This window comes from Nostoc sp. DedQUE05 (assembly GCF_034530955.1).
Lineage (GTDB): Bacteria > Cyanobacteriota > Cyanobacteriia > Cyanobacteriales > Nostocaceae > Nostoc.
Genome location: NZ_JAVRCB010000052.1, coordinates 42478 through 57451, shown reverse-complemented (window position 1 = coordinate 57451; position 14974 = coordinate 42478). Strand labels below are relative to the sequence as shown.

General features: G+C 42.6%; 10 protein-coding genes. 2 read left to right on the top strand and 8 right to left on the bottom strand.

Annotated features, from left to right (window positions below; translation table 11 throughout):
* Positions 1-188: 188 nt before the first annotated feature.
* Both RMZ42_RS29360 and RMZ42_RS29355 read right to left on the bottom strand, forming a co-directional pair.
* Positions 189-905, bottom strand: a complete 717-nt coding sequence (locus RMZ42_RS29360; protein WP_322674728.1) for a Uma2 family endonuclease — start codon at positions 903-905, stop codon at positions 189-191.
* A 60-nt stretch (positions 906-965) separates the two neighbouring features.
* Positions 966-1997, bottom strand: a complete 1032-nt coding sequence (locus RMZ42_RS29355) for a hypothetical protein (protein ID WP_322674727.1) — start codon at positions 1995-1997, stop codon at positions 966-968.
* 285 nt (positions 1998-2282) lie between these two features.
* Here RMZ42_RS29355 and moaA point away from each other — a divergent pair, with 285 nt between their 5' ends.
* On the top strand, positions 2283-3269 hold the full coding sequence (gene moaA, locus RMZ42_RS29350; protein WP_322674726.1) for a GTP 3',8-cyclase MoaA: 987 nt from the start codon (positions 2283-2285) through the stop codon (positions 3267-3269).
* A gap of 333 nt (positions 3270-3602) precedes the next feature.
* Here moaA and rpsD read toward each other — a convergent pair whose 3' ends face one another.
* Positions 3603-4211, bottom strand: coding sequence for a 30S ribosomal protein S4 (gene rpsD, locus RMZ42_RS29345; RefSeq protein ID WP_069071263.1), 609 nt, complete (start codon positions 4209-4211; stop codon positions 3603-3605).
* Between the two features lie 612 nt (positions 4212-4823).
* Between rpsD and RMZ42_RS29340 the strand changes: the two genes are divergently transcribed.
* Positions 4824-5495, top strand: a complete 672-nt coding sequence (locus RMZ42_RS29340; RefSeq protein WP_416211843.1) for a hypothetical protein — start codon at positions 4824-4826, stop codon at positions 5493-5495.
* A 797-nt stretch (positions 5496-6292) separates the two neighbouring features.
* On the opposite strand, the gene hetR is transcribed toward RMZ42_RS29340, so the two are convergent.
* From hetR to RMZ42_RS29315, 5 genes are all read right to left on the bottom strand, one after another.
* On the bottom strand, positions 6293-7192 hold the full coding sequence (gene hetR / locus RMZ42_RS29335) for a heterocyst differentiation master regulator HetR (RefSeq protein WP_094349731.1): 900 nt from the start codon (positions 7190-7192) through the stop codon (positions 6293-6295).
* A 1903-nt stretch (positions 7193-9095) separates the two neighbouring features.
* On the bottom strand, positions 9096-11498 hold the full coding sequence (locus RMZ42_RS29330; RefSeq protein ID WP_322674725.1) for an EamA family transporter: 2403 nt from the start codon (positions 11496-11498) through the stop codon (positions 9096-9098).
* Positions 11499-11773: 275 nt separating this feature from the next.
* Complete coding sequence (locus RMZ42_RS29325) at positions 11774-11914, bottom strand: hypothetical protein (RefSeq protein WP_322674724.1); 141 nt, start codon at positions 11912-11914, stop codon at positions 11774-11776.
* A 381-nt stretch (positions 11915-12295) separates the two neighbouring features.
* Entirely contained in the window at positions 12296-13555 is a 1260-nt protein-coding gene (locus RMZ42_RS29320; protein ID WP_322674723.1) for an inorganic phosphate transporter, read from the bottom strand.
* Between the two features lie 228 nt (positions 13556-13783).
* On the bottom strand, positions 13784-14842 hold the full coding sequence (locus tag RMZ42_RS29315; RefSeq protein WP_322674732.1) for a zinc-dependent dehydrogenase: 1059 nt from the start codon (positions 14840-14842) through the stop codon (positions 13784-13786).
* Positions 14843-14974: the final 132 nt, after the last annotated feature.

The window sequence follows — 14974 nt, the reverse complement described above, 5'->3', positions numbered from 1 at the left end:
TCCTTGTTTTCCCTGAATTCACTTCTTGGCAACCTTGTCAATGCGTAAGTCCTAATAACAAATGGGTACGCCGAAATAACAAATGAGTACGCCGATATAGCAAATAAAACCATAGGGTAGGGGCGCATAACTAGCTGTGTGCCCCTAGAGGAGATTGTGGTTCAAAAAGAGCATAAAACGGCTATAAGTTAAACTGTCTCTGGATCAATGTTTAATTCTCGTAACTTTGCGGCCATACGCGATCGCAATTGCTGCTCTTGTTGTAAGCGTTCTGCTCCCCACAGCAGCAATTGACCAGTTTCATCCCACCAGCGCAACCAATATCCAGTGCGATTTACTTTCGCACCCTGCCAAATTCCTAAAAACAGTCCAATGTTAGCAATCCAATACAGTCTATCCTGATTCGGTTGCTGGAGTTCGTATTGCCCTGAAGCACTAAGTTGATAGACTTCCACCCACCCCGCCTCTGGTTCAAAAATTACATAGATGGGGACTTGAAGAATGCGTTCATAGTAGTACCACTTACCAGGTGGGTACTTAGCTTTAATTGAGTATTCACTACCTTCTGTCTCTGACAAAAATTCCATGACGATCGCCGGAATTTCTCCTTCTAGCTTCGGGGTATAACTACGACGGTTTTGGTTTAGTGGAACTGTCGGTAACACAGAAGGGACATAGAACCAATCCGGGGCTTTAATTACCAACTTGCCATCTACAGTTGCACAAATTCCAAAATTTGTACCAATGAGTATCTGAGGCTGAATTAAAAGAGCCAGTTCCAAGCTTTCAGTTAAGGCAAATGCGATCGCTGGCTGACTAATATTATCCACAGGCTCATCGGGTAAAGGAAAGTCATCAGGTAACTTTTCCCAAGTGACAATGGGTTCAATGATAGTTGTTGACATAGAAACCTGGAGTCAGGTGGTTATTGCTATTATGTCGCACAACTCTTAATTCCCCACTCCCTAATTTGTCTCTTGAATTTGCAAACGAACAGTGTGTTCAGTCGCACCACTAAGTTGCAATTCCATGATTTCACCACCCAGAGGCTCCAAGCAGGTGAGGAGCGATCGCAAGTTGGGTGTACTTGCACCAGTATCTACATATAATCGATCTGCTAAATTACCGATTCGTTTCCAAGTCATGTACAATTTAGCGATCGTTTGTTCAATTTGCGATGCTTGATTTACCAAATCAGCAGCAATGCTCAAACAGCCGACTCTTTGGGCTTCTTCTAAGGCTGTTTCAATATCAACATTCTCCTGTGTTAACGCCTGAACTTGAGCCGCCCCTTTGAGATATTTCGCCAAGTTACGCGCTTCGCTAGTTACCTGTTTCAGGGTATCCACATCAGGATTGGCAGCTATTTCCTTTTGGATAAACTTTTGATGCGATTCTGGCAGTTTTTCCATTTCCTTCACCAAAGGGGCAATGTAGCGCGGGGGAAGGGTGTTATCTGCTGCTTTTTCTTTAACTGCTTCGGGTAATAAATCTGAGGACATGGCTGTCCATTCATCATTGAGTTGACGCACTTCCCGCCTTGTGATGCGATCGCCTTTTTGGGCAGCTTCACTCACCATCTGTTGCACTTCTGGGACTGCTTTGGAGGTTTCGACAAATGCCCGTTTACTGAAGTTATTCACAGATCCGGGGTCAAGTTTACCGTCTTCAATCAGAGTATCGGCACTATTCGCCAGTTGAATCCAAGAGTATGCTTGACTTTTGCTGATTTCTCGCTCTTTTAGCCATCGGAGAAAGCCAGTACCGCGGCCGTCACCACCCACTTTTTCTCTGTCGCGAATCGCCCGTAAAATTCGCCCCCGCCAGATTTCAGTTTGCAAATCAAAGCGATCGCATACCTGCCAAGCTACTTCTAGCTGCTGTTGAAAATCTGACTCTAGAATCTGTTCATCTTCTGGATCGGGCAGTTCAAAGCTGATATCGGCTGGCTGTTGTAAAGCAGCAGCAAGGTCGTTGATGGAGTCGGTATCTTGCACGATTGATGACTAACTAGTGGATGCGATCGGCTTATTATGCCACAATCTGTGGACTCTCACTTAAGGGGGAGTACGGTATTTTGAGTTACAACAAAGATAGTAGGAAGGGGTAAGGGACTTCCAAATAAAAAAATCCCATCGCTTTTAGGGCAGGGGGCAGGGAGCAGGGAGCAGGGGGAGAGAAAGTCGTTTTGATGGGCGTGAAATTGGATAATTTATTTCTTGAAAGTCCCTAAACCACCTTTGTAAAGTCTTTAATTAATTAGAGAGAATAAAAATAAAACGATGAACCAGGTAGACTACCTCCGCATTAGCTTAATCGATCGCTGCAATTTTCGTTGTCAGTACTGTATGCCAGAGGGAGTAGAACTGGATTATATTCTCAAGCAACAGTTATTGACTGATGAAGAACTACTCACCTTAATTCAAGAGGTATTTATTCCAGTAGGCTTTACCCGATTTCGTTTGACTGGGGGAGAACCCTTGTTGCGTCCGCGTGTGGTGGATTTGGTCGGTGCGATCGCAACTTTACCCCAAACTCAAGACCTCTCAATGACCACTAACGGTTTTTTGCTGGCTCCGATGGCACAAAACCTCTATAATGCTGGTCTGCGACGAATTAATATTAGTCTTGACTCTCTCGATCCCGATATTTTTGACCAAATTATTGGTAATCAGGGGCGTTCTCGTTGGCAACAAGTTTGGCATGGGATTCAAGCTGCCCATCAAGTCGGATTCGACCCCCTGAAGCTGAATGTGGTGGTGATTCCTGGCGTTAATGACCACGAAGTTCTTGATTTAGCCGCCCTGACAATTGATAAACAGTGGCACGTTCGATTTATTGAATTTATGCCCATTGGTAATGTGCATTTGTTTGGCGATCGCGGTTGGGTATCTTCAGCCGATTTACGAGAACGTATTCGCGATCGCTGGGGCTTGACAGAAGCTCAAGTTCGTGGTACTGGCCCTGCTGATGTCTTTCAAATTCCCAATGCGAAGGGGACACTAGGATTTATTAGTCAGATGTCAGAATGTTTTTGCGATCGTTGTAATCGGATGCGCCTAAGTGCCGATGGCTGGCTGCGCCCCTGTTTATTAAATGAAACTGGTCAAATAGATTTAAAAACTGCCCTGCGTTCTGGTGTCAGCACCGCTCAATTACAAGAGCAGGTGAGACATTTACTCGGAATCAAACCAGAAATTAACTTTAAAGGGCGCGATTCTGGCATTTCAGGTGCATATACCCGCACCATGTCGCAAATTGGCGGATGAAAGAAGTTAGGAGTTAAAAGTGAGGAGTTAGGAGTTAGAAGTTAAAAGTTTTGAATAAATAAGTTTCTTCAACTCATAACTCATAACTCATAACCATGTTGCAAATTGGCGGATGAAAGAAGTTAGGAGTTAAAAGTGAGGAGTTAGGAGTTAGAAGTTAAAAGTTTTGAATAAATAAGTTTCTTCAACTCATAACTCATAACTTATAACTCATAACTCATAATTCATAACCATGTCGCAAATTGGCGGATGAAAGAAGTTAGGAGTAAAAAGTGAGGAGTTAGGAATTATCGTCTTGCAACTCCTAACTCATAACTCCTAACTCCCAACTATTTAAGCTTGTCGTGAGTAGTATTCCACCACAAGTAGTTCATTAACTTGTAGTGCCACCCATTCGCGCTCAATAACGCTGTTGACTTTACCAACCAACTTATTTTTGTCAAATTCCAAATGACTGGGGAGGTTAGCCAAACCAGGATATTGCAAGTTCGCTTCCACCAACTTCCGGGATTGTGCCCGATCTCTGACTGCAATTGTTTCCCCAGGACGGCATTGGTAGCTGGCAATATTCACCACACGACCGTTAACAGTGACGTGACCGTGATTTACCAGTTGACGAGCTGCTGGTATAGTCGGGGCTATACCCAAGCGGAAAACGGTATTATCCAAACGCATCTCTAGCAATTGCAGCAGCACTTGTCCGGTAGAACCAGTAACACGTCTGGCTTTCCGCACATAGCGGAGCAATTGCTTTTCAGTCAAACCGTAGTTGAAGCGGAGCTTTTGCTTTTCCTCTAGACGGATAGCATACTCAGAGCGCTTCTTGCGATTCTGGCCATGCTGCCCAGGTGGGTAAGCGCGTCTGGCACTTTTACGAGTTAATCCTGGTAAGTCGCCCAAGCGGCGGACAATTCTGAGGCGGGGCCCTCTATATCGGGACATGAGTTTCCTTAATCTAATCCTGTTTAAACTTTACCGAAACATTCAATTTTGACATTCCCCTAATTTTTAATCAGGGGATTCTTGGTTTTTTGAAGCTGCTTACCGAGGTAAGACGTATCTCACCAAGGTAGACGCATCGATTTTTGCGCCAGTTGCTTTTAATCGGTAAACCCGACAAACTAGCCTCCAAGCCTGAATTCCGACCTGTCACGCCGTACTCCTGCCAATAAGTTTTTTGTGTTTATTTAGTTTCGTAGGCTACTCAATCATCAGATTGGTTTACGCAGTATTCTTACTCTGAAATACTTTTTACGTTGCCTACTTATCTTTCAAACAGCTATATTAACACAATTTTCGACATAATTAATTATGTCTATACTTGAAGCTAACGCGCCTACATATTGCACAAACTCCGTGTAGACCGTCATTAGTCATTTGTGTTTACTAAGGACAATTGACTTAGGACAACTTCTCCTTCAGGAGATGCTGCGCGAACACCAGTTGATGTGCTTTTCTTTTTGCGTAACAGCTTACTACCTCTGAAATTCTTAGATTACAGAGGATTTTTAAGATATTTGAGTTAGCATAACTTTGGGTGTTTGGAGAATGGCAATGTCAATGAGCAAAAAAGTGGTTAGCAGAGTTAAGAACAAACAAGGCAGTTCCACCTCCAGGATTTTAACATTACCAGTTTTGGCTATAGCTGGATGTTTAGCAATCTTGCCTAATGTGGCTGTCGCTGCCTCTTACAGAAATGATTATAGTGTCTGTGCGGGTCGCCTCTTGAGTGTGGGTGTAAAGGCAGAAGCGGCATCAGCAGGTTGTGCAGCAGCATTGCGTCCAAGAGATTTGGCTGCTTGCGTGGTGAAAATTGATAAGGAAACCCAAATTGCTGCAACGGATGCGCTTTATTCTTGTGGAAAGGCCCGGCGTCCTGAAGAGTTAGCAACCTGTGTAGTTGGCGTCAGCTTAAGTACTAAAGAAGAAGCTAATCCAACAGTTTTAGATTATTGTGGACGCAGTTTGTTACCCGTGCGCTTTGGTCAGTGTGTGGTTGGCTTGCGTAGCCAAATCGACTTTCCCGCTACTCAAGCGCTAGATACTTGTATCAGTGCTGATGATAGTGTTATCGGTGCTTCATCTTCGTCTACACCGCCAACGATAATTCCTGCGGGTTCAAGTCCAAGTTTAGAAACTACCCCATTTCCAAACCAACCGGTTGTTCCAACCCAACCAGTTATTCCAACTCAACCAGTTATTCCAACTCAACCGGGCACTAATTAGATTACAGTGCTTTGTGTAATTGATATACAGGTTGAATTTAGAGTGGCTATTTGCCACCCTGATTCAGGGACTACCAAAAAATAAATTATCTGATTTTAATTTGTAGGTTGGGTTGAGCAACAGCGAAACCCAACCTTATATATTTACAATGCTTCAACCTGACTGGATAATTTAACGTGAGTTCGATGAACCTCTCCCGGACAACCTCCCTCTCCCACGGGGAAAGGGAGGAGCAACGAGAAATTAGGGTTTTGGCTCTTCTCTGGGTGTCCAAGAGGGGTTGGGGGAGAGGTCAAAAAAGGGCTTGTCGAACTCACGTTAATTTACCTTTGCTGACTGTATAGCTTTGGTTAGGCAATGACAGTAATATTTACATTAGTTACTATATTTCTTACTTTGGTCTTTATATCATCATCAAAAGGTTGCAGAAGTTTCTCTACCTCGCCCAAAAAAGCCGTCCTTTTGCCCTTCTCAATGATGTCAACATCTGGTATTATCTAGACTACAAAGATATCATGCGAACTTTTAGGCGGATTGTACGCTAATGCAACTTTCGTCAAACGTTCTATTAGCTAGGACAAACTTCCGTAGCACTTCTGCCACTTGTGGGCATACGATACCTAGCACTGTTCCCAAAGTGTCCACTGACTAGGTAAGCATTTCATTCAAATAAATGAAAAACGATTATAATTCTCCTCTCCAACGCAAAGAGGAGTTGGAGAGAGATTAGTTGAACTCACGTCAGTTTCTCAGCTTTGGGAATTTAGGATTTTGCACAGTTTGCACAGTTAGTTGTACTAGTCTTCTCTTTCACCAAAAGCTGTCTGTAAAACCACTGCAATACCACCGTCTTGATGATATTTGTCTGCCCAGGCACGGATAACTTCGTCCAATTCTTCCATAGCCTGATCCATTTTTTCTGGGAGGATGTCAAGTTCTTCCAGCAAGCGCATGGCATTTCGTCGCCGTTCTGCCCAATTTTTCATCATGCGGAAATACCGAGCAGTATCTTCCACGGTGATGTGTGTACGTTCTTCATCGTCTGTTGGGGTATAAGAAAGACGGGTAAGCGCGTAGAAGGGCATTCCCCAAGGAGAATCAATCCGTGTTACCGTTCCTGAGTAAAGCAGACGGCGCTTAATATGCTCACCCAAAGCTTCACTCAAAGGCATTTGGTGTTCTGGTGGCAAGTCTTCTTGCGATCGCTTGTGTAAAAACTCGATCAAATCCAGAAACTCAAAGGAGCTAACTAACTGAGCATCAGGTAAATTACTGGGCAGTTTTTGCTCAATTTGTCTTTTTTCTTCACTTGTCAGATTAGTACCAGGAACACGCGATCGCCCCGGTTGCCAAGGATATTTTTCTAGCCAGACATAAGGCAATTGAATTAAATAGCGAGGTTCTTGAGAACCCAGCATTTTTAACAGTTTGCCTTCTGTTAGTGCCTGCCTGACTTCTTCTACAATAATTTTTACTCGTTTTGGCTCCAAGTGATGCAAATGCCCTGTCATGCGCAGGTTTTGTCCCTGCTCTAGATAGGTCATGTAAATTGCACACTTTGCTGCTGTTGCGGCTGCGTCTAAAAATGCCCCATGCCTGTGCCCACTCGTCCGCATGGCACTAAAAGCCAGATAAAGCATGATCTGATCCATCGCACTGGGGTCAAGACGTTTGATCAGATCTATGTCGTTACTCATATTACAGACAATTGAATAGCACGTTTACAAAATTTTTAATCGAGTGAGAATTAGGTAGTATACACCTGGCTGAAGGCTGTCTTTACTTCAAACTATATTAGTATGCGATAACGATGATATCGGTGGTAGCGGAAACTACCGTTTTCGCATATTTCCTGCTAAAAAAGCAGAGTAAGTAGTTGTGAGTATAACTGTCTGGAGCATCTAACCGGAAAATTAGAGACACCACCAAATATAGCTTAACGGTGGTTTATGTCCCAACAGTCAACTATGCTGCAATTAATCTCCAAAGCCTTTCAGTTTTCTGGTTTTTTTCATCTTTCAAGAGCAACAACGTCAAGCTGCATACACCGAATGATGGCGCTATGCCGACTCAGAATAAAAACTAGTTTACGCAGTTAATCTGGGATATCTGTTACTAGAAAAAGATGCTTTTATGCAACTTTGGCGAGTTATTTGTAGTACACAATTGACTAGAAATAATTGGGAATTGTCTCAAAACAAATCGTTTACCAGGTGTAGCCAAATTTAGAGGTTGAGCTATACAGCCCGTTGTAAACTATCATTCCGTTCACAACCTCCAGTGATGTCTCGGCAGTATCAGCCGTTGGCTTGAGGGAAAATAATAGACATCAAGTAGAGCAAATAATTCCAATTTCAAAATACCTGTTGTTTTTCAAATATTGTTCCTCATCATATCACTATTTTTTGGTTTTGAAATAAAATTATGCATTTTAAAGTTTATAAATGATGACTATTTAAATATTTTATATTTTGCTTAAATCAAGGTTTGATGATATTTTATATCTCCCCTAAATCCCAGTTTTATTTATTATTTTCTATATGATGATTGGACACAAAAAGCCGCGATTATTCCCAACTAAATCGCGTATCTATAAGGCTTTGCTGCTCGTGCTAATAACCGAAAAATTAGTTAATAGCCATACATATAATAAAACATCTTGGGTTCTATCCGATGATTGTTTAAAAAGTTTTTTGCCATAAATTTAAAATTCTTTCATGAAAGAATTTTAAATTTTCATGATTTAACTAATTTATTGGCTACTTTTAAGTATGTTTTACCTCGCTATTTTATATATTTCAGAGGCTTAAATTACGTAGATAGTTGGTTGCGAGAAAAGAGTGATAATCCGTAGTAAGGTACGATAAAAGCTTCTTTTTCTGGGTGTTTTGGCGATCGCAGATTCAGTGAGCTTGTATAAAACGACAGAAATCAAGATACCATCTTACAAAACAAAATTAGTAAGTGGGTGTGAATAATTAAAGATTTGTAGTGACTTAGTGCGGTCTGATAAACTTCCCCATTAGGGACAAATAAAACCAAAGGATAAGGGCTTTAGTCCTCACTACAAGGCAATTTCATGTAATTTACATTGCTTAACATAAGTTAGTCTATTCTTGCCCACTTACTTTGCCTCCCATACTGGAAAAATAGGTAGGTTCACCGCCTAATATCAATTAAGTACGTTTGGCTTGAAACAATGAGTTCCTCTAAGCATTTCTGCGACTTCTCCATCTCTTAGTTCCAAAATATGCTGCAATAGTCTTAACTCCTTGCGAATCTTCTCTCTGAGCAAGTACTTGTGCCCAATTGCTGGAGTCAGTACTACTCATATTGCTTACATATACGTGTTTTCCCTACCTGTATCAGGCTAAATTCTTAAAAATATATTACAAGTCGATTTATTCTGAATACTGCTTGCCGATCTATTAAGTCTTATCTGCACCTATACAGCATTCTGAAATTATTCGTAAAAATTTAAATCCCCGACTTATTTGAGAAGTCGGGGATCTTGTTTGTCACATTAGCGTCAGGATTGATGCTGAGAGTGATGGGGAGTAAAGTAGCTCCTATCACTCTTAAGCTGATTGAACTCGCCATTTAATTCGTGGGACTAGAGGGTTTAACCTGATTTCGCATTGTTTCAAAGCTGAAAGCTGCCGCGCCAAAGGTTACAAATAACACTCCCAGAATTTGCACAATATCCAAATTTTCTTGAATGATTAACCCAGCGAAAATCACGGTTAAAACTGGGATGCTACCACCGATGAGCGCCGATCGCGAGGCACCTAGTTTACTAATACCAACATTATTGAGCAAATAACCTGCAAGGGTCAGCACGCCTAAAATAAACGCGCTTAAAACCAATTCCAACATTTTCGAGGGGTCAACTACTACCAAATTCCAACTGCTTGGCAAAGGTAGCATCAAACAGATAAAGCTCAACAACAACATGGTAGTGAAGTTGATTAAAGTAAAAGTCACCGGATGGAGTTTGCTAGCACAGACTCGCGTCAGAATTATGTAGGCAGCAAAAGCCACACCCGAAAGAATGGCAGTGCTGCTTCCCATTGAAGTATTACCGATCCCGATGCTGGGAGAACCCCCTAAAACCAACAATTCACCGCAGCAAATCGCGGCGATCGCGGCGATGCGGAATAGAGTGGGGCGATCGCGAAACAGAAACCACGAAAATAGACCGCTAACCATTGGATAGATAAAGAACAGTGCGATCGCCATTCCAGTTGTGATTTGAGCGATCGCAATATAGATTAGTACCTGAGATAAAAACAAAAAGCACCCACTCACAATTGACAACACCAAAATCTGCTTGGTAGCTGCATTGGCAGGTGTAGCATTTCCTCGGACTGAAGCAGACAAGTTTTCCAAGTCTTGCCACAGTCTTGGATGCAATATCGGAGACAAAAGTACCATTAATGGTACGACTACCATAAACCGTAGCGTCAAAATTAACAGAGTATTGCCCAAAGTCGGCGGTAGCAATTGTTCTACCTCTAATACTCCAAAAATCTGGGAACCTTCGTGGAAAATCACCTTGATGGCTACGTTGTAAAGCGACGATACCACTGCCGATAAGACGATCAAAAACAAACCGATTTTGAGTGTCGATGAGCTAGAAGAATTAGGCGATCGCGATTGTAGGGGTTTTGCTTCCACCTGCGGTTCTGACGCAGTGGTCGATGAGGGTTCAGCTTTGCTTTGCGATACGTTCTTACGGCGGACAGAAAGTGGTTCAGTAGGAATCTTGAGAGAAGGTCGGATTATTCTTGGCTGTAGCACAGATGCGATCGAAGACTCTGATTTCGTTTCGTTTTCCGGCGATTCCTGATTGAGAACAGAAATTGGCTCGGTGGCATTATCCTTTGGTGGCGGAACTACAGCCGCAGTAGATTCTGATGGCGTTTCTCTTTCCGACAAATCCTTGCTTGGATTCGCGACGTTTTCTTTAATAATCGGCGGCTGTAATGTTGTTTCTTTTGGCGACAAATCCTTACTGGGAGAAGAAATTGGATTCGCGACGTTTTCTTTAATAATCGGCGGCTGTAATGTTGTTTCTTTTGGCGACGAATCCTTGCTGGGAGAAGAAATTGGATTCGCCGTATTTTCTCTAACAATCGGCGCCTCTAATGTCGTTTCCCTTACCGATAAATTTTTGCTGGGAGAAGAAATTGGAGGCGCGGTGTTTTCTTTAACAATCGGCGGTTCTAATGTTGTTTCCCTTGGTGAAAATTGATTGGAGATCGGGGAAATTGGCTCAAGGGAATTTCTTACTACTTGCTCAAACTCTGGTAAGGATGTTTCAACAGAACTGTTTTTTTCTGGCTCCGTAAACTGCAAAACAGTAGGTATACCTGCTGTTGCTGATTTACGTGAAGTTTCTTCTATAGTTTTTTCTAGTTCTCCATGCAGGCGGTTAACAAACTCCGCCAAAATCGTTTCCCCTTGCTGCTGCTGGCTATACATCCGTGACAACTGTTGGGAAAGATTACTTTGATAGTTCTTCAGCTCCTGTTGTAAGGAATTAAAGGTAACAGTAACGGTGTCATCGAGACTGTCAAACATATGTTCGACTTTTTCATTGATTTCACCGACTACATTGCTGCTCACTTCAGCAGACTTGAGCGCGGCTTGTTCGTAAGATTTGCCCTCTATGCTTTGATTAGCTAAAGTTGCCAGAGAGGATTGCAGTTGTGAAGATATATGCTTTGCCAGAACTTCTGCCAGTTGTCGAATTAACACTTGCTGCTCGGTGATTTGGCGCACTTGTTGTAAATGCTCTTTTTCCTCTACCAAGCTTTGAATCTCATCAGATAACCGATTTTTTTCTGACTGAAGCCGCTTTACGTCTTCCTGCAAGCCTCTGAGGACATTCTGCTGAAGATTTTCTAAGTCTTCAACTAAAGCCCAAAGAGCATTTTCTGCTGCTCTAGATAGCTCTCCTCTGACTCTTGGGTTTTCTGGTTGCTTCTCGAATCGCCCCATTAGCTTCTAACCTCTAACACTTTGACGATAAAGCTGCTTCCCGTACACTTTATTGGCGGTCATCCTAATTTCCTGTATTTTGTCAGATAAATTAAAAATTTTAACAGCACTTCCGCATTTCAACGTAATTCTGTCATACTGAACACAAGTTAGCAAAGCATCCTAAGTTTGCCATACAGCTTACTACACCGTGTTCTCTTCAACATTGATAAGTATTTAACCATTAGATTTGGAATTTTGATGAGGTAGCACCCGTCTTCTCCCAAGGGGAGACGCTAAGAGCGATGGCGATTCCCATAGTTAGCGACGCTAGAGAGTCTAGGGGATTGCCCAACCCGAAAGGATTTTGGAGCGATCGCCACGCCTGGAAGTCCCTTAAATAGAGACTTTTTTATTTTGGTCAGTTTAATTTTCATAAATTATTTGCCAATGAAATTTTACTTTTAAAGAAATCTCACTCCAAATAAATATTTATTGTTTTGCTGCCAATAATAATTGTCAAAGATTCAGAGATGCGTGTGCGTAGGCAACTCGTCGCTAGATATCCCCACCAAATTGTCTGACTTGCAAAACTAACTGTAAATTTGTGTGGAATGTAACTGGTGTGACAGTTTATATCTCTAAACGGGGATTAAAGTATCCTTCTGTGGAAATTCTAAGTTACGTTATCCCCTGCACAACATTCTAATGAATGAACAGCAATTCTGCAAAAGCACGCTTTTTTGGCGTTGTTGCAGTCTGGGTTTTGCTTTGTGTAAATTCCAATAGAGGAAAAGTTTGGAAAATATTAATAATTTTTAGAAGAATAAAATCTGGGCGATGCTGAAAATGGCAGCGCTAAGGGTAGCACTCACAGGGATTGTAATTAGCCATGCGGCAGCAATACCTTTTAGTGTTTCAAACTTAATCGACTTGAGATTTTGCACTAGTCCAATACCAACTACACCGCCGACAAGAGCGTGGGAAGTGGAGACTGGTAAACCTAGTCGGGAGGCGATGAGGATGGTGGTAGCAGTTGCCAGCTCGGCACAAAATCCACTACTGGGTTGCAAGGCAATGATGTTTTCGCCAATGGTAGCAATGACTTTTTTTCCCCAGACAGCTAAACCACCAACAATACCAGCACCACCAAGGATTAAAATCCAAAGGGGGATAGTTATACCATCAGTAGGTACGCTACCAGTGCGATTGATGTAAACGATCGCAGCTAAAGGAGCGATCGCATTTCCCACATCATTAGAACCGTGAGCAAAGGCGACAAAGCAAGCACTTAGTAGTTGAAATCGACCGAATAATCTTTCCACGGGATTAGGGAGTATTTCTCCCTTGTCTCCCAAATCTCCCAATTGTCGCCAACTAATGATTGTGAGTCCAACGGCTGCGATTGCACCTGTTAAAAGCGGGATGTCGTAAGCAGGGATTGTAAAACCAACTTGCTCAATTACAAAATTGGTTAGCGGTTCTGTGAGTGATGGTAAGACAATCACGCCGAATACACCTAGCAGGAGAGTACTCAACCAGGGAATCCACTCTTGTAACTGGACGACTTGATTGGGTCGATCTAAAATCCAGTGCTTGATTTGACTGTAAAATAAAGCGGCGATCGCACCACTAATTAACGGCGTTAAAATCCAGCCAATGGTAATTAAGCCAATTGATGACCAATCAATTGCATTTACTCCCAAAGCTACCCAACTAAATCCAGCGATCGCACCAACAACCGCATGAGAAGATGAGACTGGTAAACCGCGTGATGTAGCAATTTGTAACCACACACCACAAGAAATTAGTACCGTTACCATCCCAATAACGAATATTTGGGGTGTAGCTGCGAATAAAGCGGGATTAGCAATTTTCGTTGCGAGAGTTTCCGTTACTTCATGCCCAAATAACACAGCACCCGTAAACTCTAATACTCCAGCAATTATTAGTGCTTGCTTGAGAGTGACAGCTTTGGAACCGACAGAGGTTCCCATCGCATTAGCGACATCGTTTGCTCCAAGATTCCAGGCGACATAGAAAGCGAGTAGGGCTACGAAAAGTAGGGTAATAAGCATTTTGTTGGGGACAAGGGGAGAGTGAGAGATGAGGATGAACCTCAAAGCTTCGTCGCTGAACCTCCGAGCTTCGTCGTTGAACCCCAAAGCTTCGTCGCTGAACCTCTGAGCTTCATCATTGAACCTTTGAGCTTCGTCGCTGAACCTCTGAACTTCGTCGTTGAACCTCTGAGCTTCGTCGTGAACCTCTGAGCTTTAAACTTCTAGTTTTAACACTCTCCCATCTCCCTAATCTTCCTTTGACGGATAAATTAAAATTTTATAAGTATCCGGTGTGGGTGCGATCGCAACTTCCACAGCTGCTGATAAATCTTTTAATGGATAGCGATCGCTAATCAACGCTTTTACATCAATTCGCTGATTAAATACAATATCAGCTGATAAACTCTGAAGCCGATAAGATGAGCTATAACTACCGATCAAGTCAATTTCTCGACGGTAGAGGATATTCGGATTAATGGGAATTTCCACCTCATCAGGAAATTCGGCGAAAAACAAGATTTTACCGCCTTTGCGGGTACTATCAAGTGCTTGAAAGAAAGCTTTCTCACTCGGAACCGCCAGCAAGGTGACATCAACGCCTAGTCCACCAGTTAAGGCATGAATTTTGGCAGATAAATCGGGATCGCGAGCATCAAAAGCCGCTTCTGCACCGACACTCAAGGCTTTATCAATTCTAGAGGGTAGTAAATCAGTAGCGATCGCTTTTGCTCCGAAATAATTCACCAACATGATAAACATTAACCCAATTGGCCCAGCCCCAGTAACTAATACAGTTTGTCCTGGAGCAATTTGAGCTTTTCTCACTGCCTTCAAACAGCAGTTAGTTGGTTCTACAAAACTCGCTTCTTCAAAACTGATATTATCAGGGATGGGAATCAACCCACCATTTTCTACAATATGTCCGGGTACTTTGACATAATCGGCAAAACCGCCACCACTGGCGTTAAAGCCTGCGGTAGTGGAAATGTTTTTGTAAACATCGCACATCGAGAAATTATCATTTAGGCAATAGGCGCAACGCATACAAGGGATGTGGTGCATCACTGCTACCCGTTGTCCAACTTGCCAACCTTTGACATTATTGCCTATTGCTGCGATCGTGCCGGCAGTTTCATGTCCAAAAATGCGCGGCGGTTCATAAAGTGGATAACGAATTTTTTTAATATCTGACTGACACAATCCCACAACCCGCACCTGTACCAGCACTTCATCTGATTCCACAGTTGGGACTGGGATATCTTCGTAAGACAGTTGATTAACGCCTCTAAATACCTGTGCTTTCACGTTGGTTTTTCCCCGCTCAACCATACTAGATGTAGCATTAGTCGTCAACGTTAAGCTATTTATTATCGGTTAACTTTACTTTGTTGTAACCCCAGTCACCTCGCTTGCTTCCCCATTCGCAGAGCGTCCCGT

Excerpts from the sequence above, each read along its gene's own strand:
- RMZ42_RS29360 (WP_322674728.1), bottom strand. The coding sequence starts at position 905 with ATGTCAACAACTATCATTGAACCCATTGTCACTTGGGAAAAGTTACCT.
- hetR (WP_094349731.1), bottom strand. The coding sequence starts at position 7,192 with ATGAGTAACGACATAGATCTGATCAAACGTCTTGACCCCAGTGCGATG.
- RMZ42_RS29325 (WP_322674724.1), bottom strand. The coding sequence starts at position 11,914 with ATGAAAATTAAACTGACCAAAATAAAAAAGTCTCTATTTAAGGGACTT.
- rpsD (WP_069071263.1), bottom strand. The coding sequence starts at position 4,211 with ATGTCCCGATATAGAGGGCCCCGCCTCAGAATTGTCCGCCGCTTGGGC.
- RMZ42_RS29340 (WP_416211843.1), top strand. The coding sequence starts at position 4,824 with ATGTCAATGAGCAAAAAAGTGGTTAGCAGAGTTAAGAACAAACAAGGC.
- RMZ42_RS29330 (WP_322674725.1), bottom strand. The coding sequence starts at position 11,498 with ATGGGGCGATTCGAGAAGCAACCAGAAAACCCAAGAGTCAGAGGAGAG.
- moaA (WP_322674726.1), top strand. The coding sequence starts at position 2,283 with ATGAACCAGGTAGACTACCTCCGCATTAGCTTAATCGATCGCTGCAAT.
- RMZ42_RS29320 (WP_322674723.1), bottom strand. The coding sequence starts at position 13,555 with ATGCTTATTACCCTACTTTTCGTAGCCCTACTCGCTTTCTATGTCGCC.